The organism is Leclercia sp. LTM14, assembly GCF_023736175.1.
Taxonomy (GTDB): Bacteria; Pseudomonadota; Gammaproteobacteria; order Enterobacterales; family Enterobacteriaceae; genus Enterobacter; species Enterobacter barmai.
Genome location: NZ_JAIKTT010000003.1, coordinates 270,428 through 291,920, shown reverse-complemented (window position 1 = coordinate 291,920; position 21,493 = coordinate 270,428). Strand labels below are relative to the sequence as shown.

The 21,493-nt window shown below is 53.4% G+C and carries 16 protein-coding genes, 1 tRNA gene and 2 pseudogenes; 14 read left to right on the top strand and 5 right to left on the bottom strand.

Annotation, left to right across the window (positions count from 1 at the left end; genetic code table 11):
- Positions 1-107: 107 nt before the first annotated feature.
- Positions 108-1,103 carry a 2-keto-3-deoxygluconate transporter gene (gene kdgT / locus K5I40_RS10295; protein ID WP_039028389.1) on the bottom strand — a complete coding sequence of 332 codons (996 nt, stop codon included), beginning with the start codon at positions 1,101-1,103 and terminating at the stop codon, positions 108-110.
- A 659-nt stretch (positions 1,104-1,762) separates the two neighbouring features.
- Here kdgT and proP point away from each other — a divergent pair.
- The 11 genes and pseudogenes from proP (at position 1,763) to K5I40_RS10240 (ending at position 15,294) form a co-directional block, all read left to right on the top strand.
- Positions 1,763-3,265, top strand: a complete 1,503-nt coding sequence (proP, locus tag K5I40_RS10290) for a glycine betaine/L-proline transporter ProP (RefSeq protein WP_039028390.1) — start codon at positions 1,763-1,765, stop codon at positions 3,263-3,265.
- A gap of 345 nt (positions 3,266-3,610) precedes the next feature.
- Positions 3,611-5,026 (top strand): undecaprenyl-phosphate glucose phosphotransferase, encoded by a 1,416-nt coding sequence (locus K5I40_RS10285; RefSeq protein WP_223074492.1) that lies wholly within the window; start codon positions 3,611-3,613, stop codon positions 5,024-5,026.
- Positions 5,016-6,302 carry an outer membrane beta-barrel protein gene (locus K5I40_RS10280; protein ID WP_039028392.1) on the top strand — a complete coding sequence of 429 codons (1,287 nt, stop codon included), beginning with the start codon at positions 5,016-5,018 and terminating at the stop codon, positions 6,300-6,302. The genes K5I40_RS10285 and K5I40_RS10280 overlap by 11 nt, the downstream gene beginning before the upstream one ends.
- Before the next feature lies 1 nt (position 6,303).
- Positions 6,304-6,861 carry a polysaccharide biosynthesis/export family protein gene (locus K5I40_RS10275; RefSeq protein ID WP_039028393.1) on the top strand — a complete coding sequence of 186 codons (558 nt, stop codon included), beginning with the start codon at positions 6,304-6,306 and terminating at the stop codon, positions 6,859-6,861.
- 2 nt (positions 6,862-6,863) lie between these two features.
- Entirely contained in the window at positions 6,864-8,984 is a 2,121-nt protein-coding gene (locus tag K5I40_RS10270) for a polysaccharide biosynthesis tyrosine autokinase (RefSeq protein WP_223074491.1), read from the top strand.
- Positions 8,981-10,192 carry a lipopolysaccharide biosynthesis protein gene (locus K5I40_RS10265; RefSeq protein ID WP_139564018.1) on the top strand — a complete coding sequence of 404 codons (1,212 nt, stop codon included), beginning with the start codon at positions 8,981-8,983 and terminating at the stop codon, positions 10,190-10,192. Before K5I40_RS10270 ends, K5I40_RS10265 begins: the two co-directional genes overlap by 4 nt.
- Positions 10,189-11,565 carry a hypothetical protein gene (locus K5I40_RS10260; RefSeq protein ID WP_039028396.1) on the top strand — a complete coding sequence of 459 codons (1,377 nt, stop codon included), beginning with the start codon at positions 10,189-10,191 and terminating at the stop codon, positions 11,563-11,565. Before K5I40_RS10265 ends, K5I40_RS10260 begins: the two co-directional genes overlap by 4 nt.
- Positions 11,562-12,560: a glycosyltransferase family 2 protein gene (locus tag K5I40_RS10255; protein ID WP_223074490.1), complete on the top strand. Its 999-nt coding sequence runs from the start codon at positions 11,562-11,564 to the stop codon at positions 12,558-12,560. The genes K5I40_RS10260 and K5I40_RS10255 overlap by 4 nt, the downstream gene beginning before the upstream one ends.
- Positions 12,560-13,770: pseudogene (locus K5I40_RS10250) on the top strand (glycosyltransferase family 4 protein). The gene K5I40_RS10255 and the pseudogene K5I40_RS10250 overlap by 1 nt, the downstream one beginning before the upstream one ends.
- Before the next feature lies 1 nt (position 13,771).
- Positions 13,772-14,884: a glycosyltransferase family 4 protein gene (locus K5I40_RS10245; RefSeq protein WP_223074489.1), complete on the top strand. Its 1,113-nt coding sequence runs from the start codon at positions 13,772-13,774 to the stop codon at positions 14,882-14,884.
- 2 nt (positions 14,885-14,886) lie between these two features.
- Entirely contained in the window at positions 14,887-15,294 is a 408-nt protein-coding gene (locus K5I40_RS10240; protein WP_039028400.1) for a hypothetical protein, read from the top strand.
- Between the two features lie 41 nt (positions 15,295-15,335).
- On the opposite strand, the pseudogene galE reads toward K5I40_RS10240, so the two are convergent.
- Together galE and K5I40_RS10230 are read right to left on the bottom strand one after the other, a co-directional pair.
- Positions 15,336-16,351, bottom strand: a pseudogene (gene galE, locus K5I40_RS10235) (UDP-glucose 4-epimerase GalE).
- 121 nt (positions 16,352-16,472) lie between these two features.
- Positions 16,473-17,399 carry a hypothetical protein gene (locus K5I40_RS10230; RefSeq protein ID WP_138370065.1) on the bottom strand — a complete coding sequence of 309 codons (927 nt, stop codon included), beginning with the start codon at positions 17,397-17,399 and terminating at the stop codon, positions 16,473-16,475.
- A 228-nt stretch (positions 17,400-17,627) separates the two neighbouring features.
- Here K5I40_RS10230 and K5I40_RS10225 point away from each other — a divergent pair, with 228 nt between their 5' ends.
- On the top strand, positions 17,628-19,052 hold the full coding sequence (locus tag K5I40_RS10225; RefSeq protein ID WP_375540634.1) for a DUF4832 domain-containing protein: 1,425 nt from the start codon (positions 17,628-17,630) through the stop codon (positions 19,050-19,052).
- A gap of 119 nt (positions 19,053-19,171) precedes the next feature.
- On the opposite strand, the gene K5I40_RS10220 is transcribed toward K5I40_RS10225, so the two are convergent.
- Positions 19,172-19,247 (bottom strand) — tRNA-Phe (locus tag K5I40_RS10220).
- Positions 19,248-19,418: 171 nt separating this feature from the next.
- Here K5I40_RS10220 and K5I40_RS10215 point away from each other — a divergent pair.
- Together K5I40_RS10215 and K5I40_RS10210 are read left to right on the top strand one after the other, a co-directional pair.
- Entirely contained in the window at positions 19,419-20,261 is an 843-nt protein-coding gene (locus K5I40_RS10215; protein WP_223074488.1) for an AraC family transcriptional regulator, read from the top strand.
- Positions 20,262-20,297: 36 nt separating this feature from the next.
- Positions 20,298-20,888 carry a LysE family translocator gene (locus K5I40_RS10210; protein ID WP_223074487.1) on the top strand — a complete coding sequence of 197 codons (591 nt, stop codon included), beginning with the start codon at positions 20,298-20,300 and terminating at the stop codon, positions 20,886-20,888.
- Here K5I40_RS10210 and K5I40_RS10205 read toward each other — a convergent pair.
- Entirely contained in the window at positions 20,885-21,460 is a 576-nt protein-coding gene (locus K5I40_RS10205) for a transcriptional regulator (protein WP_039028483.1), read from the bottom strand. The two genes, K5I40_RS10210 and K5I40_RS10205, sit on opposite strands and share 4 nt — an antisense overlap.
- Between the last annotated feature and the right edge of the window lie 33 nt (positions 21,461-21,493).

Below are 21,493 nucleotides of genomic sequence, written 5' to 3'. Positions count from 1 at the left end.
GACCAGGGCGCCGCTGTAAGTCATTTATTATCCTGTAATGACTTCCTTGCTATAAATACAAAGCCCCCTCCCTGTAGGGGAGAGGGCTAACGTTTAGGGTTTACCTGTTAGTGGTGCAGTGACTCCACCGCTTGCGGTTCTTCGGCTTTTGCCGGGACCTGACCAAAGCGTTTGGCATACAGCGCGGTAATAATCGGAACCAGAATCGCGGTGACGATGACGCTTGCGGCAACCAGCGCGGTAGCGGAAGCGGCAACCGGTTCGAACGCCGGGTTAATCTGGGCGATAATCACCGGGTTTGCCACCGCAGCGCCTGCTGCTGAAGAGGCGGCCACACCCGCAGTACCATTCCCCCCACCGATAACACGGTCGGCAATAATCAGCGGAATACCGGTGATAACGATAACCGCCACACCCAGAACAATACCCAGCAGGCCAGTGTCGAGGATCACATTCAGGTTGATGGTGTTACCCAGCGCGAAGCCGAAGAACGGGATCAGAACCGGTGTTGCTTTGCTGAAGAAGTCGCGCAGATCGTGGTCGAGGTTGCCGAGGGCAAAACCGATCAGGAACGGCAGGACGGCGCCAACAAAGTGGTGTGGTTCAAAGGACGCCAGACCTGCGGAGCCGAGGATCAGCATGGTCATCAGCGGGCCGGACTCCAGAGACATCAGAACGAAAGCACCGGACTCTTCTTTGGTGCCGTACTGGTTCATCAGGCTGGCGTACAGACCGCCGTTGGTCATGTCCATTGCAGAGACAATTGCCAGCACCGAGAGGCCCGCGAAGAAGCCGGTCTGAATGCCGTTTTCCGGAATAAACATCGCGCAAACCATCGCCACAATCCACGCCACGGCAATTTTGGTAATAACCAGCGTACCGGATTTACGTAATACCGTGCCCGTTGCACGTAAATTAATGGAGGCGCCGATACAGAAGAACCATACCGCAAGAATTGGAACTGTGCCGGTAATCATACCTTTGGTGAACCCACCAAAATAGGCTCCGGTATTTGGTGCTAAGGTATTTAAAATTGCGCCCAGAACCAGCGGAACCAGCATCATCCCACCGGGGATGCGTTCAATCGCGGCTTTAATCTTCATCATCAACCCTCACATCTCATCGCGCATCGCCGGCGGACAAGTCATAATTAATAATCTAATTAATACAACGAATTGCTGCTCATTGACGTCAGGCGATTCGTTATTCATACAGCAGATATAAAACAGTTCGGCTCATTAAACCTTCATTTGAAGGAGGCCTGACTCGTTCTGACGGACTTATGATGCGATCGTTGGAATGATGATTCAATCAAAATAAAACACCGTTTTAGTTATCTTCATCACATATTTTAAGGAAACAGGATATTTGCCTCTTGATTATTAAAGCGGCTGTGAATGTCTTGTAAAAAAATGTCGTTCTTTTTTAATTTCACCGCAAATAATAACGCGCGGAAGGGTATTTACAGAGGCAGACATAAGAAACAACTAATGGTCATGGTTTTACAGTTTTTACACTTCTGGTGATAAACTGAAAAATATATGTGAAGTTGATCACACATATAAACGCTGGTAGGGTATTGAGGTCATCAACAAGCCCAGGCAGGCGTCAACAGGTTCGGTTGTACCGGTCAAAAAAGGTCAGTGTAAGTAAACCTGCTACGCTTGAGTGAGGAGAATGCGCATGAGGCGCTTCCCGGGTTCCACAGAGTGCTTTTTTTGAGCGCTGTGGGGAGAGCTGGGCTCAGTCTACGAGGATAGCAATGCTTAAAAGGAAAAAAGTTAAACCGATCACCCTGCGCGACGTCACCATTATTGATGACGGCAAACTGCGCAAAGCGATCACCGCCGCCTCGCTCGGTAATGCGATGGAGTGGTTCGATTTTGGCGTGTATGGCTTTGTGGCCTATGCGCTGGGTAAAGTCTTCTTCCCCGGTGCCGATCCCAGCGTGCAGATGATTGCCGCCCTCGGGACCTTCTCTGTGCCTTTCCTTATTCGTCCGCTCGGCGGCCTGTTCTTCGGGATGCTGGGGGACAAGTATGGACGTCAGAAAATCCTCGCGATAACCATTGTGATCATGTCGGTCAGTACCTTCTGTATCGGCCTGATCCCGTCGTATGAGAGCATTGGTATCTGGGCGCCGATCCTGCTGCTGCTGTGTAAGATGGCTCAGGGCTTCTCGGTTGGGGGCGAGTACACCGGTGCGTCGATCTTCGTCGCCGAGTACTCTCCGGACCGTAAGCGCGGCTTTATGGGCAGCTGGCTCGACTTTGGCTCCATTGCCGGGTTCGTGCTCGGCGCGGGCGTGGTGGTGTTGCTCTCCACCGTGGTGGGCGAAGAGAACTTCCTCTCCTGGGGCTGGCGTATTCCGTTCTTCCTGGCGCTGCCGTTAGGCATCATCGGCCTCTATCTGCGCCACGCGTTAGAAGAGACTCCGGCGTTCCAGCAGCACGTTGATAAGCTGGAGCAGGGCGATCGCGAAGGTCTGCAGGAAGGGCCTAAAGTCTCGTTCAAAGAGATTGCCACCCGTCACTGGCGCAGTCTGCTGACCTGTATCGGTCTGGTGATCTCCACCAACGTGACCTATTACATGCTGCTCACCTACATGCCGAGCTACCTGTCGCATAACCTGCACTACTCAGAAGATCACGGCGTGCTGATCATCATCGCTATCATGGTTGGGATGCTGTTTGTGCAGCCGATTATGGGCCTGCTGAGCGACCGCTTCGGCCGTCGTCCCTTCATTATTTTCGGCAGTGTCGCGCTGTTCGTGCTGGCTATCCCGGCCTTCATTATGATCAACAGTAATGTGATCGGCCTGATTTTTGCCGGTCTGCTGATGCTGGCGGTGATCCTCAACTGCTTTATCGGCGTGATGGCCTCGACCCTGCCAGCGATGTTCCCGACGCACATTCGCTACAGTGCGCTGGCAGCGGCGTTTAATATCTCGGTGCTGATTGCCGGTATTACCCCTACGCTGGCGGCATCGCTGGTAGAGAGTACCCAGAACCTGATGATGCCCGCGTACTACCTGATGGTGATTGCGGTCATCGGCCTGGTTACCGGCATTTATATGAAAGAGACGGCGAACCTGCCGCTGAAAGGGGCGACGCCTGCTGCGTCTGACCTCCAGGAAGCGAAGGAGATCCTGCGTGAGCATCATGACAACATCGAGCAGAAGATTGAAGATATCGATGCTGAAATCGCGGAGCTGCAGGCGAAGCGGTCCCGGCTGGTGGACCAACACCCCCGCATAAACGAGTAAATTAAAAACCCGGCCTCGGCCGGGTTTTTTTATGCCTTTAGTTTGCGTAATCGCTTTTTTCATTCCTGAACGGAATACAACTAAAGTTTGTTGGCGGTTTTATTGAATAGTGCTTACGCTGTATATAAACAGATGTCTCTATAAAACCGACGCTTCAGCGCTATAAGGGATGTGTATGCCGAGTCTTACACCGACATAGCAGTGAACCCAGCCAGACCCTAAAATGCTGACTCATTTAGGTTGCGCCTCCCTGCGCGGACCCGTGTTTTATTTTTACTACGCTTACCGGTGCAATTAGCACAACAAAAAAATAATACCGATGCTTAATTATAAGTAGGTCAGGACATGCTGAGAAATTCGCAAAAGATCACCCATGGAGGTTACTCAGTATTCATTAAATTAATTGATTTCTTCTCAATTAATTTAATTCTGATGCTCAGTGGTTGGTGGTTGAAAATGGAGTCTTTCGACACTGTAATTTTGATCAGCCTATTATACTCCACCGCATTTTTACTGTTTGGCGAGTACACGCAGTGTTATTTGTATCGACCTAAAAACAACAAGTTACGCAACCAACGGCGGCTTTTCCTGACGGCTTTTTTCGCCATTCTGTTTATCGGCATGGTACGCATTCTCGTTGCCAAATTATATTCGTTGGGCTACTTAACCTTTATCGACGTGCGCAATATTCCCGCGATGCCGTTATGGTATGCCTCGCCGATCCCTTTTCTTTATGTCGTCCGCCTGATTATTTTCAAACTTTCCGCTAAAAAGCGCATCAGAGTTGCCATTATCGGGATTACCGATAACGGCCTGGCCGCGGAAAAGGCGTTGCGTCTGGAATATGCGGACGTGAAGCTGGAGCTGGCCTTCTACGATGAACGCGGCCCGGAGCGACTGGGCGAACTGGCGAAAAGAATTACCAGCCCTTATAACGGGCCCGTAATTAAACTGGTCGAAGAAGCCAAGGCTGGCCGGGTCGACGAAATCTACATTGCCCTGCCGATGGTGGCGCTGGAGCGCATACGCCATTTCCTGGCCATGATGTCCGATACCACGGTAAATACCTGGATCGTGCCAGACTTTTACGCCTACAGCACCAATACCTCACAGATACGCTCCATCCATAACTTACAAACCATCGGTATTTTCACCTCGCCTCTGGATGGCGGAGGGGCGTTTATAAAACGCGCAGAAGATCTGGTGATCGGCAGCGCGATTATGGTAATGATTGTCTCGTTAATGATCGTCATTGCCATTGGTATCAAGCTCACCTCTCGCGGGCCGGTTTTCTTTAAACAGGATCGCTACGGTCTGAGCGGGCAGAAGATCAAAGTCTGGAAGTTCCGGACCATGAAAGTTATGGAAAATACCGACACGGTGAAACAGGCGACACGAGATGACCCCCGGGTCACGCGCTTTGGAGCATTCTTACGTCGGACATCTCTGGATGAGCTACCGCAGTTCATCAATGTTATTCAGGGAAATATGTCGATTGTCGGCCCACGGCCCCATGCCGTGGCGCACAACGAGCTTTACCGTAAGCAGGTCGAGAACTACATGATTCGCCATAAAGTGAAGCCTGGGATCACAGGTTTAGCGCAAATTAATGGCTATCGTGGCGAAATTGATGCGCTATATAAAATGGAAAAGCGAGTCCAGTACGACATTGAATATATTCAGAACTGGTCCTTTTGGTTAGATATAAAAATCATCATTAAAACCATTTTTAAGGGATTTGTCGGTAAGAATGCATACTAAAATTATTATTATCGCTGGGATTATGGCGTCTCCGGTCGCGTTAGCAGAATTAACGCCAAAATCACACATTGGCTGGGCGGGTATCGACTTTCAAAGCAATGTCGGGGTGAACTATGGGCATAACGATAATGTGACCTTCCAGCCTCAGGATAGCGACGCGAAAGGCTCCGACTTTCAGAGCCTCAAGCCTGTATTGTCCCTGAATGGGGAACGCGGCCAGGACAAGTATCTGCTGATGTACACGGGGGATTATCGTCACTACTCCAGCGATTCTGCGGATGATTATGACGATCACTTTTTCCGCTTCAAGGGCGACTGGCGTTATGGTCTGATGCATGGCCTGAGCCTGACGCTGGAAGATTCCCTCGGCCATGAGGAGCGCGGGCGTGGCGTGACGGAAGGGTTCCTGCCGGAACAGTTCCGTGAATTTGGCGTAACGTCGCCGTTAACCACCAATTTGTTCAACAGCGAGCTGCGCTATAGTTATGGTGCACCCGACGGACGGGGAAGGGCTGACCTGGCGTTAATGCACCGCAGATGGTCTTTTGGTAATACCGGCCAGGTTGAAAGCAAGGATGAGGACTTTGCACAATATATCCGCGAGCAGGAGTGGACCGAAAATACCCTGATTGCAGAAATTTTCGATCAGTACACATCTAAGACGCGTTTTCGCTATAGTTTTATTACTAACCAGTTTCATTACGATCATGACTCACAAAAAGACAGTAATGAATATTATTTGCGTTACGGCATTCAGTCCCAGCTTACGGGCAAAACGAATGTTGATATGAACGTGTCGTGGCTCTATAAAACTTTTGAGAATAACCCCGGGTCGAAGGATTTCAACGGGATTAACTGGGATATATTGGGTGAGTGGAGACCGCTTCAGCAGTCGCTGTTTACGTTAAGAACATCACAAAGTATTAAGGATCCTTCCGAAGCGGGCGGATATAATTTACTTACTGAGTACGGCATTTCCTACAAACATTTATGGATGAACGACCGGTTAACGACGTTGCTTGATTACGCATATATTACAGAGGATTACAAAGATCAGGACAAGGACCGCCACGACAAAAATAGCGTGTTTTCAATTATCGTAGGTTATGACTTCACCCCATCGTTTAACGTTGGTGTGGAATATCATTTTGATACGCTTAAGTCTAATAAAGATACAGATACGTTTACCATCGGCCCCAACGACGATCGCATCGTGACTGAAACGTTGGGCTATGATCAATCTTTGATTATGCTTACAGCTAAGGTTCAGATTTAAAATGAAAATAATGAAACTGTGCGCATTTTTACTCCTCAGCCTTGTTTTCGCCGGATGCAAATCACCGCAGCCGACGTTAATGGACAATAGCGTAGTGGATTCAGGAAATTATTTACTGGGCTCGGGTGATATCGTCAACATTAACGTTGCCGGCCAGCCTGACCTGACCATGAAAGTAGTACTTGATAACAGTGGGGCTATTAATTACCCCTATATTGGCAAGCTGGAATTAAAGGGCAAAACCGCCAGCCAGGTGGATGCGGAAATTACGCAACGCCTGCGCAAAGGTTTTGTACTTAATCCCATGGTGACGGTCAATATCGCTGAATTCCGTAAGTTTTATATCTCTGGTGAAGTTGAGAACCCGAATGGCTATTCCTACGAGCCAGGTATGACCGTGGAGAAATCCATCGCCCTTGCTGGGGGCTATACCGATCGTGCAGACCGAACGGATCTCAAAATTCGTCAATCATCCACCGGTGAGTTACTCGAAAATGTTGATGTTACGCACTCCGTACTCCCGGGCGATCTCGTCATTATTGGCACAGGATTTTTCTGACCATGAAACTATCAATAGTGGAAAATGGCAAAAAGCGAGAAAGCGCTATCGATATCGCAAGATTTGCCAGAGAAATTAAAAAGAACTCCTGGAAAATCCTTCTCTCCGGCATCGTTGCCGGAGCGATTGCCTGGCCACTAATGAGTTTGATGTCATCGAAGTACGTTTCCACCGCCACGGTACTGATCAAAGCTCAGCCGGACAATGTTTCACCATTCCAGAAAGTGGAAGGCTATGACTCCACCCGTAACGGATATTACGAAACGCAAACCGCGCTGATGCAGTCGCGCGTGGTGCTTGAGCAGGCCATTCGCACGCTGAAACTCGATCAGAACCCCGCGTTTAACGGCGAGGGGGCGGGCATTGGCGCAACCCCTGAGAACGAACAGCAGCGGGTAGATCATGCCCTGAAAACGCTGATGAAAGATCTCACCATCAGCAACGTGCGCACCACCCATCTGTCCACCGTCTCCTATGAATCCACGTCGCCGCAGCTGGCGGCGGATGTGGCTAACGGCGTCGCCGAGTCGTTTATCAATTACACCCTGGCCCTCAAGCAGCAAAAAACGGCGAAGGCGAGGGATGATAACCAGCAGAAGCTTCAGGAACTTCAGCAGCAGATGGCGCAACAAAAGTCCGCTCTGGATGGCTATCTGGCGAAAGAGGGGTTATTGACCTTCCGCGGCGTGGATGGTTTTGAGACGGAACAGATGGGCATTATCACCAACCGTCTGGCGAATGCGACCGAGCGCCGGGTGGCTGCTGAATCTATCTATAACGAGATTCGTTCCGGCGGGGGGAGAGCCATCTCGCTGCCATCGATTTCAAACCATGCCCAGATCCAGGATTTACGCATCGCCCTGATCCAGGCCAACAGCGAGCTTTCGCAGCTGGAAAAAACCTACGGGCCACAGTACGACAAAGTAATCCAGGCCCGGGCCCGTATCAGCGCGATCCAGGCGCAAACGGCGATGACGCTCAGGGAGCAGGAAGCCGGATTACGCCAGAACTACGAGGCGGCGCTGGCGGACGAAAGAAATTATCAGAAGCAGCTGGAAGAGCAGAAAGCGAACTTCCAGAAGTTGTCTATGAAGCGGGATGGTTACAACGACCTGAAGCTGGCGCTGGATAAAACGGAAGAGATGTACAAGATGGCCTATCAGCGCACGCAGGAGCTGGCATTACCCGGCTCTTATTCCGATGCCGATGCGGAGATCTACGATCCGGCCGTACCCGCTGCGCTTCCGGCCAAACCGAATAAGCCGCTGCTGATGTTGATGATTGTGCTGCTGGTGATGCTTTTCTACACGATGTACATCATGGTGAAAACCGCCACGGACAAATCGGTGAATACCCTCAGCCAGATGCAGAAACGACTGAATCTGCTGCCGCTGGGTGAGATCCGCCGCTTTAAAGGGGTGGGCGGGCGCAGCAAAATCCGCGATCTGATCGCCAGCGATCCGCTGAATGCCGACATTATTCACAGCATGCGCACGCAGATCATGCTGAACAGCCATCCGCTGCAGGTCATTGCCGTGACGTCGGCGGAAGGCGGAGAGGGGCGGACGCTGCTGGCGAACCTGCTGGCCAACTCCTTTAGCTTTGACCAGAAAACGCTGCTTATCGATATGGATTTCTTCAACAGCGACGGTCTGTCGGGCGAGCTGGGCTCACCGAAGGCGCCGGGCGTGGCAGAAGTGCTGCGCGGCGACAGTGCGACCGACAACGTGCTGGTGAAGATGAGCGAGAATCTCGACTTTCTCCCGCGCGGCAATACCCCGGTCTCGGCGCTGCTGCTGCTGTCGCCTGAACGGCTGAAACCGCTGATCGATTCGCTGCGTGGCCGCTACCAGCGCATTATCGTCGATGTGGCGGCGGTGAATCAGAGCCAGGAAGTCCAGCTGGTGAGCCAGGTGACGGATGGCCTGATCTTTGTCCTGAAAGCGGGTCTGAACGCGGCCGACACGATTGGGCCAGCCATTGAGAAAGCGACCAACGACCACAACGTGATTATCGGCGGCGTGCTGAATCAGGTGGTGGATAAAAATCTGGAGAGCAAAGAGGGGCTGCGTTCGCTGAATTACCATACCCACGAACTGATGAATAACACAGGCCAGGCATGAGTCTCCTTAAGAGCGCCTCCACGATCGCGGGGTCATCAGTCATATCACAACTGATTGGTGCCCTGTCGATCTGGCTCATTTCGCATAAGTACGATCTTGGCGAGGTGGGGCTCTACGCGCTCAACTACAGCATTGCCCTGATCGGGGCGCAGGTCTGTACCTTTGCCTCGCAGCTGTTGATCCCCAGGCAACAGGATGACGAGCTGGCCCAGAACGTGGTCTTTTGTCTCCTGCAAAGCCTGACCGTCGCCATTCCGTATGCCGTACTGACGGGCTGGCTGTTTCATCAGAATATCCTTTTCCTCTACCTGCTCACGCTCTCGAATACCTGGGTGCTGATAGCCGAGAACCTGTCGCTGCGCACGGCGAACTTTCGCTTTCTGGTGGTGCAACGCATCTCCGTCTCGGTGGTGGTGGTGGTGTCCGTGCTGCTCACCCACCAGGTGATGGCGTTTTACTGGATGTGGGCGATCCTGATGATGGCGCTGACCAGCGCCTGCATCCTGCGGGCATTTGATATTCGCACCGTCGCGCTGCATCACCTGTCGCCCTCCAGTAACCTGGCGTTCCTGCAAAAAAATATCCACCACATCACCAAAGTGGGCAGTGCCGAAGTGCTGGCGATGGCTAACAACAACCTGCCCATCATGCTGATCAACTTCTGGTTCTCGGCCTTAACGGCGGGCTACTTCTCGGTGGTCAGCCGCTTCTGCCTGGCCCCGGTGGTGATTGTCGGCAATGCGGTGCGCAATACCATTTTCTCGAAATGGTCGATTGATTTCAGGAACAACGTCTTCAACTACGAAGAGTACACAAAGGTCCGCCTGCTGCTGTTGGTGCTGGGCGTGATCTGCACCCTGGGCGTCTTTATCTTCTATCCGATTGTGATGAATCTCGGTTTCAGCGAGGAGTGGATCGCCTCCGTACCCACCTCGCGCTACATGCTGCCGTACCTGTTCCCGGCGCTGGCGGTCTGTCCGCTGACGGTGATTGAGCTGATTTTCGGCTCGCACCGCTACTTCCTGCGGATCCAGCTCGAACAACTGGCGATCGTGGGGATCGCGTTTGTCGTTGTCCCGTACTTCTACAATGACTATGCGACCTCCATCATCATATTTTCGATTCTGACGTTCATTCGCTACGCCTTCATCTATCTGAAGGTGAATAAGCGCGCCGATATTCTGAAAAACGGGTCAGTGGCATCATGAATCTTAATACCGGACATTACCTACAAACGTTCACCCTGCTGACCCTCATCTTCTGCGGGCTGGTGCAGTATTTTACCGGTGAGCTGACGGTGCTGTGGCTGCCCTTCTTCTTAACGATGCTGATGGCGGCTTTCCTGCTTCTGCAGACCCGTCACGAACCCGTGCGCCTCGATGCGCAGGAAGCCATTGTCCTGACGCTGTATCTCTCTTTTATCCTGCTCGCAGGGATCTCGACCCTGTTTCAGGGCGGGGCGCTCATCACCCTTATCGGGTTTAAGAATGAGATTGCCCTCTCGCTGGTGATGCTCTGCCTGCTGCTGGGGTTCTGCCGGGAATCGCAGATCTACCAGGTCACGCGCGGCCTGTACTGGATTTTTTATCTCCAGTTCCCGGTTGCGCTCTACCAGCTCATCTTTGTGGTACCGCAGCGCGTGGCGTTGCATGGCGAAGAGGAAAAATGGGACTCCGTGGTGGGAACGTTCGGGGGCGACCCGATGGGTGGGGGGAACACCGCAGCGATGGGCTTGTTCTGCCTGCTGATCATGCTGCTGAAAGTCTCGGAGTATAAGCATGGGCTGACCAGCTTTAAAAACATGGCCTTGCATATCATCCTGGGTTTTGTGATGTGCATTATTGGTGAAGTGAAGTTTGTGATCCTGCTGTCGCCGTTATTGCTGGGGTGGGTGTGGATCATGCCTTCCTGGGTCAAAGAGGCGAGTAAGGTGAATCTGGCCGTGCTGCTGTCTATTCTGGTGTCGATGGTGCTGTTGATCGGCCTGGCCATTGTCATCCTGGCCTACAGCTATAGCGCCGCCTATGGCATCGATACGTCGGAAAACCCCTTCGCCGTGTTCTTTGACTCACTGGGCTACATTTTCGACCCGAACTTCATCCTGCCGGGCGGGGAGATAGGGCGTTTTACCACCCTGACGTTCTGGTTACAGCATAACGACCTGTCGGGGTTGCCAGGCACGCTGTTCGGCTATGGGCTGAATGCCACCAACAGCGGCAGCTTCCTCTCGCCAGGTTTCCTGAACCAAATCTACAACCTGACCCTCGACAGTACCGCCATGAGTATGCTGCTCTGGGAAGTCGGGGTGGTGGGGACCGTCATCTTTATCGGGCTGTTTGTCTATATTCTGAAAGTGGTTCAGCCTGAACCGTTGCTGTCGGTTGACCAGATTGATGAGCAGGATCTCCGGCTGCTGAGCTTTGCGCCGGCCTTTAACGTTTTTTCAATCGCCTGTCTGCTCAGTATTCCCTACAGCCAGATACTGATGATCGTGCCAATGCTGCAATTCTTGTTCTATTTATCATTAGGTTCCAGCTTGATCATTCGCCGGACCGTACGCCGTTATACGGGGCTCTATTGATGTACAAACCGTTTATTACCGTAAGTATTAAGACGTTTAACGAAGCCGAATGTATAGAGAAAACCATCGACAGTATTCGCAGCCAGATTGCTGAGTATCCGCATAAAATTATCGTTGCCGACAGTCTTTCGACGGATAACACCCAGCAGCTGGCCAGCGATAAAGGGGTGATGGTGGTGTCGTTAACCGAACCGGCAGACCGCTGCTGCGGCGTCGGGCATCAGCTGGGCTACCTTCACAGCGAAGGTGAGTTCATCCTGCTGATGGATGGCGATATGGAGCTGGAGCCGGGATTCATCGATCGGGCGGTGGCGTTTCTGCAGGAAAATCCTGGGTACGCTGGCGTGGCCGGAACGGTGGAGATGGACGACGCTTCAAACTATGAATTCACCTCCCGCAAGCAGCGCATCAATAAGATCTACCCCCTGGGCGACTGCGACCATCTGGGCGGCGGCGGACTGTACCGCCTGTCGGCGATTGCCGACATTGGCTACTTAACCAACCGCAGCCTGCACGCCTATGAAGAGGCGGAGCTGGGGATCCGCCTGCTGACCGCGGGTTACAAACTGCACCGCCTGAACGTGCCCTATTTCCGGCACACCTCCTACACAATGCCGACCTTCAAAATGCTGCGCTATCGCTGGAAGAGCGGTTTCCATCAGGCGCCGGGGGAGCTGCTGCGCAGCGCGTGGGGTAAACCCTGGTTCCGCGACGCGCTGATGCTGGTGAAAAACGAAGTCATCTTCGCAAGTTACATTCTTATCGTGCTGATTGCGTTCTTTACCTTCGACGTCAGCCTGATCGATATCGCGCTGTTGCCGCTGCTGGCCTTTATCCTGCTGAAAACCATTCGCAACCGCTCATTAAAAAACGGCCTCAACAGCGTAATCAATCTGGCGGTGCTCTCTGCCGGGCTGGTCAAAGGGCTTTTTCATCCGCTCCGCGACCCCAGGGTGCCACCGGGCAATAAAGTTATTCGTGAGCAGGGAGAGTAATGAAAGTCTTACTGGTGAATAAGTTCTTCTTTATCAAAGGAGGAGCTGAAACGGTCTATTTTCAGGAACGCAACATGCTGAAAGAGGCCGGCGTGGAGGTGATCGATTTCTCGATGCAGCATGAGAAAACTTTCCCTCTGACTATGCGGACTACTTTGTCACCAACGTGGATTACCATACAGAGGGTGGTCTGCTGGCGGGGGCTAAAACCGCCATCAACTTTATTCACAACCGGGAAGCCTGCAAAAAAATGCGGGCGCTGCTGGAGCAGACGCGCCCGGAGATCGTCCACTTCCACAATATCTATCACCAGCTGACGCCGGCTCTGATCAAGGTCGCCCGGGATTTCGGCTGTAAGACGGTGTTAACCGCCCACGACTATAAAATTATGTGCCCGTCGTACTCCATGCTGCGCGACGGCAAGGTGTGTGATGCCTGCGTGACCGGTACCGTGTTCAATGCGTTTCGCTATCGCTGCCAGGAGGGCTCGGCGGCGAAAAGCCTGCTGCTCTCCTTAGAGGCCACCTGGCAGTACATCGCGCAAAATTATCAGGCGCTGGACGTGATTGTCTCCCCGAGCGAATTTTTGCGTAACGAGCTGAAGCGCTCGCTGCCGAAGTCCCGTATCGAGGTCATTGTGAACGGCATCGACGACGGTAAGCCGCCAGAAGAGAGCCCCGATGAGTCGTATCTGCTCTACGTCGGGCGCCTGAGCCGCGAAAAAGGGGTGCCGACGCTGACCCGGGCGCATCAGCTTATGCGCAACAAAATGCCGTTAAAAGTGGTCGGCCACGGGCCGCTGCATGACGACATGGTTAAGAACTTCCCCGATGCGGAGTTCCTGGGCTATGTGCAGCAGGGACCGGGGCTGGATGCGTTGATTAAAAACGCCCGGGCGGTGGTGCTGCCCTCAGAATGTTATGAGAACTGCTCGATGGCGGTGCTGGAGGCGATGTCGTTCGCCCGGCCGGTGGTGGGGGCCCGCATTGGCGGCATCCCGGAGCAGATTCGACACGGTGTGGAAGGATTGCTGTTTGAACCTGGCAACGCTCAGGATCTGGCCGATGCGCTGGACGTGATAGCGGAAAACCCGCAGCAGGCCCGGGAGATGGGGCTGAGAGGCCGGGAACGGCTTTGCCAGAAATACTCACTGCGTAAGCACATGGAAACGTTGCAGTCGCTGTACCGCGAGCTGCTCGACGGGCGATAACATGGCAAAAAAAATCACGGTGTTGGGTACCCGGGGGATCCCCGATGTATTGGGCGGCGTCGAAACCCACTGTCAGCATCTCTATCCGGCTATTCGCCAGCAGTATGACGTGGAGATTTGCGTCATTGCCCGGTCTCCCTATGTACCCTACCGGCGCTCGCGCTACAAAAACGTCGAGACGCTGGCGCTGTGGGCACCTAAAAAACGCAGTTTTGAGGCCATCGTGCACTCTGTTATCGCTGCGTTGAGGACATTCTTCGATCGATCCGATATTGTTCATGTTCACGCCATCGGACCCGGCCTCGTGGTGCCGCTGTTACGCCTGCTGGGCAAACGCGTGGTCTTTACCCATCACGGGCCGGACTACGATCGCCAGAAGTGGGGCAAGACGGCGAAAAAAATCCTGATGCTCGGTGAGAAAGTGGCGGTGAAGTACGCCAGTGAAGTGATTGTGATTTCTGAGGTGATCAACCAGCTGATCCAGCAGAAATACTACCGCTATGATGCGCATCTGATTTATAACGGCGTGAAGGTGCCAGCACCGCTGGATAACGAGACGATCGACAGGATCCTCGGGCGCTATGATCTCCAGCCCGGGGGCTATATCGTGATGGTCGGGCGATTCGTTGAAGAGAAGGGGATGCATGACGCCATCGCCGCGTATCAACAGTCGGGCCTGACGTTGCCGCTGGTGCTGGTAGGGGATTCGGATCACCCCTCGGAATACAGTTTGCGTCTGAAGCAGCTCGCGTTTGAGACGCCGGGCGTGGTAATGACGGGGTTTTTAAAAGGCGAGGAGTTGCAGGTTGTCTTCTCTCAGGCTTCACTCTTTGTGATGCCGTCGTACCATGAGGGGCTACCCATTGCGCTACTGGAGGCGATGTCCTACTCGCTCCCGGTGGTGGTAAGCGATATTCTGCCCAATCTCGAGGTCGGCTTGCCGGATGAGACCAGCTTTAAGCTGGGGAACATCGCGGATTTAGCCCGGAAAATGGCAAGCCAGGCGAACCTGCCGCGCGTGGATTACGGTGATTTTCTGAAGCGTTACAACTGGGACGAAATCGCCAGAAAAACCGTCTCTGTCTACCATAAAATAGATAAAACAATAGGTTAAAATTGACCAGTAAGCCCAGAAACCCGATAGTTATCGATCGTTTTTACGAAGTGCTTGATAAGAACGTTGCCGCTCAGCTGACCCCAGAGCAAAAAGAGGAGATCGAGGACGCCATCGTTTCGATTACCCTGGCATCGCGGCATCGGATCGATTTCCGTAAAAGTTTTCCTTTCTTCGGCAAACGCCTCTATATGGTGTTCTTACTGGGACGGGACCTCCGCGCGCGTTCCCGCCCGGAGTCAAAACTGTCACGCATCGTGGTGACCTTCCTCATCCTGTTCGCCACGCTGTTCCTGCTGTGCTGCGTGCTGTTGACGCTGTACATGATCAAATCGGCGCTGGGGATAGACGTCTTCCAGAACTTCCACGTCGGGATCTGGGACTGGTGGCTCAGTCTGAAATATCAGTAAAAAAACAGGTGCCTGATGGCACCTGCTTGATCTGCTGAACGTCAGGCGTTGTAACCCCCGGGATTGTTCTTCTGCCAGTTCCAGGCGTCGCGCATCATCTCGTCCAGGTTGCGCGTGGCCTGCCATCCCAACTGCTGGCGCGCCAGCGACGAATCCGACCAGCACTCTGCCACGTCGCCGGAACGCCTGCCGACGATGCGGTAATTGATTCTGGTCTGGGCGGCTTTTTCGAATGCCTTGATCAGGTCAATTACCGAATACCCGATGCCGGTGCCGAGGTTGATGACCTTAAACGCCTCGCCTTCGTCTTTATGATCCAGCGCGGCCAGATGGCCGTGGGCCAGATCCATCACATGAATGTAATCCCGAACGCCGGTTCCGTCAGGCGTCGGATAGTCGTCGCCGAAGACGGTCAGGCACTCCAGCTTGCCGATCGCAACCTGGGAAATATAGGGCACAAGATTATTGGGAATACCGTTCGGATCTTCTCCCAGGCGCCCGGAAGGGTGCGCACCACCGGATTAAAATAGCGCAGACAGGTGATCCTGAATTGCGGTTGCGCGGCCGCGAAATCCCGCAAAATCTGCTCTACCATCAGCTTGGAGGTGCCGTACGGGTTCGTGGTACCGCCGGTGCGGGACTTCTCGCTCAGGGGAACGGCGTCAGGATTGCCATAAACCGTGGCCGACGAGCTGAAAATTAAACTGGTCACGCCTGCCCGCTGCATTTCATCCAGAAGGACCATCGTCCCGACCACATTGTTTTCATAATAGGCGAGCGGCTGGGCAATAGACTCGGAAACAGATTTAAGGCCCGCGAAGTGGATGACGTCGGTAATGGTATGTTGAGTGAAAAGCGTTTTTAACGCGTCGCGATCGAGAATATCAGCGATATGAACCACCGGCTGTTTTCCCGTTAATTCTGCAACCCGGATTAACGACTCCTGCGAAGCATTAGAGAGATTATCTATGACAACGACCTCTTCTCCTCGCTCCAGTAATGTCAGCACCGTATGTGAACCAATATAGCCTGCACCGCCCGTAACCAGAATTGCCATAATAAATCCCCCAAAAAGCCCGCATCCGTCCGCGCACCGGGGTGGCGGAATATAGACGCTCTTTTGCAGTTTTTTATCCTGTGACACTGGTTAGGTTAGTGCTAATTCCCCATATTGTCACTTAGCTAAAAAGACGCTTTCGGTGATTAACCATAACTTTATACGTCAGCTTTTTAAGCGTGGAGAGCAGGCTGAAGGTCAGGTGTTTTGTATCGTAGACAATATAGTTATCGGTAAAGTTTAAGGTGTGAATACCGTCACTGTTATTAATCGACGAACTTATTTTGCCTACCAGTTTCTCTTCATATTTATGCGGCGTCAGGCTGGTCAATTCCTTGATGAAGATAGACTTTCCATAAAAGCCAGGATTGCACTCCTGGGTAAAGAGGTAGGTTTTGTCGTTGATCGAGTAAGGCTTGCCGGCACCTCTGGCATGAACATTACAGATATCCAGGGCCGGGGAGATTTGCTTCCAGTCGCCGAGAATGCCCTCTGAGGTGTGGATCACCAGCTCGTTATCCAGCGTGGTGGAGACCAGGTAGTTCACGCCGTTCAGCTCAAAGACCACGTTATCCGTCACGGCTATATCGGAGACCAGCACTTTAACCTTTTCCCAGCGCGCGGGGAAATCGACGGACTGGAACAGAATGACCTCTTTTCTCTCTGACGACTCGGGGATCATGAACAGTTTACCCTCGAGTTCAAACAGGAACGGAAAAGAGAGATGGCATTTTAAGTCGTCAAAGCCTTCAAGCTTAACGTCGTCCATCTCCTGAAGGTCTTTATTCAGGATACGGCAACGCAGAATGCCTTTAGAGTTGAGGAAGGAGAAAGCTTCATAAAAAACATACAGTCGATCGCCTTTATCTATAATAAAAGGGTCGGCCTGGAAGATATATTTTTTATCAAGCTGCTGTGCTTTAGCGTTACAAAGAATATCCAGCGTGTTTTCCGGGAAAACATGCTGGCCGTGGCTGTTTATGACCATGATGTCCCAGGACTCATGGAAGAACAGCTTTTTGATTAGCTTGTTATTTTTATTGAACATTTCACCATGCTACTCATGATAAAAATTGATAAAACCAGAAATAAGCGGTGTCTGTTGGCCCAGAGGTATGATAGATGAATCCTGACACTCACTTTTCCCGCGCAGTAACATATCAACATTAGTTCCTTTCAGGTTTATGGAAATAGTCAATTCGTGTGAGTCCGGGAATATATTCTGTGAAATAAAATGTTATTTATAAGAAGTAAGTCACTGTAAAAAGGGGATTCAATGCGCTTAAACGATCTGCCATGCAGTAAAAATGGGTTGTTACTGCTTATCGCCGGAGCGCTGATGTTCTCTTCGGGTTGGGCCTGCGCTGAAAGTGCAGAAACCTTGCAGACGGTGAATCCGCCCGCCATTAGCGGCCCGCTGGCTAATCCCGGGAACGGCGTGGCCCGTTTTCACGATCAGGACTTAAACCTTGCGGATTATCCGGCGACGGGCCTCGAATATCGGCGCTATTACTGGAGCGAGGTTGAACCGCGAGAAGGGCAGTACAATTTTGCGCTGGTGGATGAGGGGTTTGCGGCGGCCGCTGCCCATCAACCGCCCATGAACGTCGGACTGCGCTTTATGATCCTCGATGGGCCGGAGTCAGGCTCTGAGATCCCCCAGTGGCTGATCGACAAAGGGATTAAAGGCATCTGGACGCCGGATCATAAAACCTTTGCCCCCGATCTGGACGATCCTACCTATATTGCCTACGCCCGGCGGCTTCTGCAGGCGTTTGGCGCGCGGTACAACAATAACCCGGAGCTGGCTTTCATCGACATTGGGATGGTTGGCGCCTGGGGGGAGTGGCATAACAGCAACTTCCCGAACCTGCCGCCGTTGCAGGAGCGCTATTCCCCCGCGCTGCTCAACCGTTACGTTGATATGCATTTCAGTGCCTTCCCTGACACGCCTAAGATCATGCTGATCAACGGCTATGATTCCGTCGCCTATGCAGCGAAAAAAGGGGCGGGCTGGCGGGCGGACTGCTGGGGAGACTGGCGCAACTTCAGCCCTACCTGGAGCCATATGGCCAATGATTACCCGGAGCGTATTACGGCGGCGCAGGCGGCCTGGCCGGGATTCAACGACGCCTGGAAAAAAGCGCCCGTCAGCCTGGAGATTTGCGGCCATATGGCGGAATGGCTGACCGAGCAAAAGTACTCTCGCGAAGAGGTACAGGCGACCTTTGACTGGGCGCTGGCGCAGCATGCCAGCACCCTGAATATCAAATCCACTGAAATACCGAAGGTGTATCGCGATATCGTCGACAAGGCGCTGACTAAAATAGGTTACCGCTTCCGGGTGGTGTCGCTGACGCATCCGGCGAGTGCGCGTGCGGGGCAGGCCCTGTCGCTCACCAGCCAATGGTCAAACGATGGCGTGGCGCCGATTTATCTGCGTTATACCCTCGCCTGGCGCCTGCAGGACCAGCGAGGGAGCACGGTCGCCCAGGGCAGCGCCGGGGATGATATCCGCCAGTGGCTGCCGGGCAGGCACAGTTCGGCTTATCAGCTGGCAACGCCGCGTAACCTTGCGGCCGGACGCTATCAGCTGGACATGGCGCTGGTGGATAAAAACAACACAGCGCGGATCCAGCTCGCTAACGAGGGGAAACTGAGTGATGGCTGGTATCGGCTGTCGTCGGTCGTGATTAACTGAAGGATTTGGCTGAAAGCTGAAAAGCAAAAAACCAGCCCTAAGGCTGTTTTTCTAAATAGTGGTGCCAGTCCGGCTCTGTAAAAGCAAAAACCCGCCTAAAAGGCGGGTTCTTTAAATAGTGGTGCCCGGACTCGGAATCGAACCAAGGACACGGGGATTTTCAATCCCCTGCTCTACCGACTGAGCTATCCGGGCAACGAGGCGCATTAAACCGTAATCGCGTACGGTCGTCAACCTTATTTCGGGAAACCCTGTTCAACTGCTTAAGATTGCGGCAATCTGTCGGTTTGCGCGGCGATTTTGCACAAATCTTCCAGACAGAAAGATACGCTCGGGCAATGCTGGCAGCGAAAAAGGGGAGCGACAGTGAACGACTGGCTTGAACTGCGACAGCATGCGGATACAGGAATTGAAACGATCAAGGCGCACTTTGAAGGGCATGCCTACGATCCGCACTGGCACGACAGCTATCTGGTGGGCATCACCCTGAGCGGTACCCAGCAGTTCCATTGCCGTCGTGAGCGCCATCGTAGCCATCCGGGTGATGCGTTTCTGCTTGAGCCGGGTGAGATCCACGACGGCGACGCTCCTGTCGCAGGCGGCTTCACCTATCTGACCTTCTACCTCGACGAGCGCTGGCTGACCGATACCCTGCATGGCCTGTATGAATCCACCCCCGGCAGTTATTCCCTGCATTTCACGCAAACCCTGACCCGCGAGCCGCAGCTTGTGCGCATCATTGGCGACACCTTTGCCACGCTGCACAACGACGAGATGAAAATCGTGCAGCAAAGCACGATGGATAATCTGCTGGCCCAGCTCACGTCACACTGCTACTGGCGCAAAAAACTCCCCTCGCAACTGCAGAGCGCGGAGGTAGCGCACCGGGCGCGGGACTATCTCTATGCGCACCTGGGCGACAATATTGGTCTTTCCGATCTGGCACGGGAGACCGGCACCGATCGCTTTACGCTTACCCGCTGCTTCAAGCGCGAGTTTCATCTGGCGCCCCATGCCTGGCTCATTCAGCTGCGGCTGGCAAAAGCACGGCAGCTTCTGGCGCGTGGGGATCAGCCTGTCGATGTGGCGGCGGCGCTGGGGTTTGCCGATCAAAGCCATTTAGGGCGCTGGTTCCAGCGTGCCTATCGCATTACGCCCGCCCACTACCGGCGGTTATGCACAAACCTTCCAGACGTTTCCAGAAAATAGCGGCAATGTCAGGGCTCTTATCAAAAGGAGCCACCTGTGAATCTGATCCCGTTTCTGCTGTTTGCTTTTGTCGCCTCGATAACGCCGGGCCCTACCAATATCCTGATTCTGACCAACAGTCAGCACCACGGTGTGAAGGCAACCCTGCCTGCGCTGGTGAGCGCCTGCGCGGCAGCCAGTGCCATTGTGCTGATTTCGGGGGCCGGAGCGGGTGAGCTGCTGCATCAGTATCCGCTGGTGCGTCAGGGGATGAGCTGGGCCGGGGTGTTGTGGTTGAGCTGGATGAGCTGGCAGTTGTTTTGCGCACCCGCGGCTAACTTATCCGGTAATACGCATACCCGGTTTACCGCGCGTGCGGCGGCACTCTTGCAGGTGATCAATCCTAAAACCTGGATGATGGCGCTGGCGGTAGTCAGCCTGTTTGCGCCTGCGGGGGCGCATGTATTACGGGACGTCGCGCTGATGGCGCTCTGGTTTTTACTGATTTCAGTGGCCTGCCTGCTGTGCTGGGCATGGCTGGGAAAAGCAGTAAACAGGCTGTTTCGCACCACTGCGGCAATGGTGCGTTTCCAGCGCCTGATGGCGCTGTGCCTCTTTATTTCTGCATGGGCGGGAATGCTGGCTTAAGTCAGCGCCCCCCCTTTACGACATTGTGCGAAGTGCAGAATGTCCTCCGCCAGTCGCTGGGCGGTGTCGACATCTGCCTGGCTGCGGTTCACCAGCATCCGGCTGAGGCAGCCCTCCAGGATTAGATCCATCTGCTTTGCCACCATCGCCGGGTCGTCCACTTCAAGCGTGGTCAGCAGCTCATGGGTAAAGTCATGTGAGGCGCGTTTTTGCTGGTCGGCAAGCTGGTGAATAGGGTGGCCCGGATCCGGGAAAAAGGTACAGGCGGCAATAAACAGACACCCTGGGTAGCGGTGATTGCGCACGCAGTCGGTGAGCGCGGAATAGCGCGCCATTAACTTTTGTTCCGCCGAGAGGTCAGGGTTAAGCATCAGCTGCCTGCGCCAGATGTCCACCTGCTGGCTGAGGTAGCGCAGGGCATCGTACAGCAGAGCCTCTTTATCGGGCCAGAAACGGCGGAGTTCATCCAGAGGATAATTAATACGTTCAGCGACCATTTCCAGCGAGGTACTGGCTATCCCTTGAATTTCAAGCAATTGCAGGGTTGCGCCCAGAACATCTTCACGTTGCACGGTTTTCTCCTCCGTTACTTTCGTACTTTCCCG

Excerpts from the sequence above, each read along its gene's own strand:
- K5I40_RS10285 (WP_223074492.1), top strand. The coding sequence starts at position 3,611 with ATGCTGAGAAATTCGCAAAAGATCACCCATGGAGGTTACTCAGTATTC.
- K5I40_RS10230 (WP_138370065.1), bottom strand. The coding sequence starts at position 17,399 with ATGTTCAATAAAAATAACAAGCTAATCAAAAAGCTGTTCTTCCATGAG.
- kdgT (WP_039028389.1), bottom strand. The coding sequence starts at position 1,103 with ATGAAGATTAAAGCCGCGATTGAACGCATCCCCGGTGGGATGATGCTG.
- K5I40_RS10270 (WP_223074491.1), top strand. The coding sequence starts at position 6,864 with ATGAAACTATCAATAGTGGAAAATGGCAAAAAGCGAGAAAGCGCTATC.
- K5I40_RS10260 (WP_039028396.1), top strand. The coding sequence starts at position 10,189 with ATGAATCTTAATACCGGACATTACCTACAAACGTTCACCCTGCTGACC.
- K5I40_RS10265 (WP_139564018.1), top strand. The coding sequence starts at position 8,981 with ATGAGTCTCCTTAAGAGCGCCTCCACGATCGCGGGGTCATCAGTCATA.
- K5I40_RS10275 (WP_039028393.1), top strand. The coding sequence starts at position 6,304 with ATGAAAATAATGAAACTGTGCGCATTTTTACTCCTCAGCCTTGTTTTC.
- K5I40_RS10245 (WP_223074489.1), top strand. The coding sequence starts at position 13,772 with ATGGCAAAAAAAATCACGGTGTTGGGTACCCGGGGGATCCCCGATGTA.
- K5I40_RS10280 (WP_039028392.1), top strand. The coding sequence starts at position 5,016 with ATGCATACTAAAATTATTATTATCGCTGGGATTATGGCGTCTCCGGTC.
- K5I40_RS10225 (WP_375540634.1), top strand. The coding sequence starts at position 17,628 with ATGCGCTTAAACGATCTGCCATGCAGTAAAAATGGGTTGTTACTGCTT.
- proP (WP_039028390.1), top strand. The coding sequence starts at position 1,763 with ATGCTTAAAAGGAAAAAAGTTAAACCGATCACCCTGCGCGACGTCACC.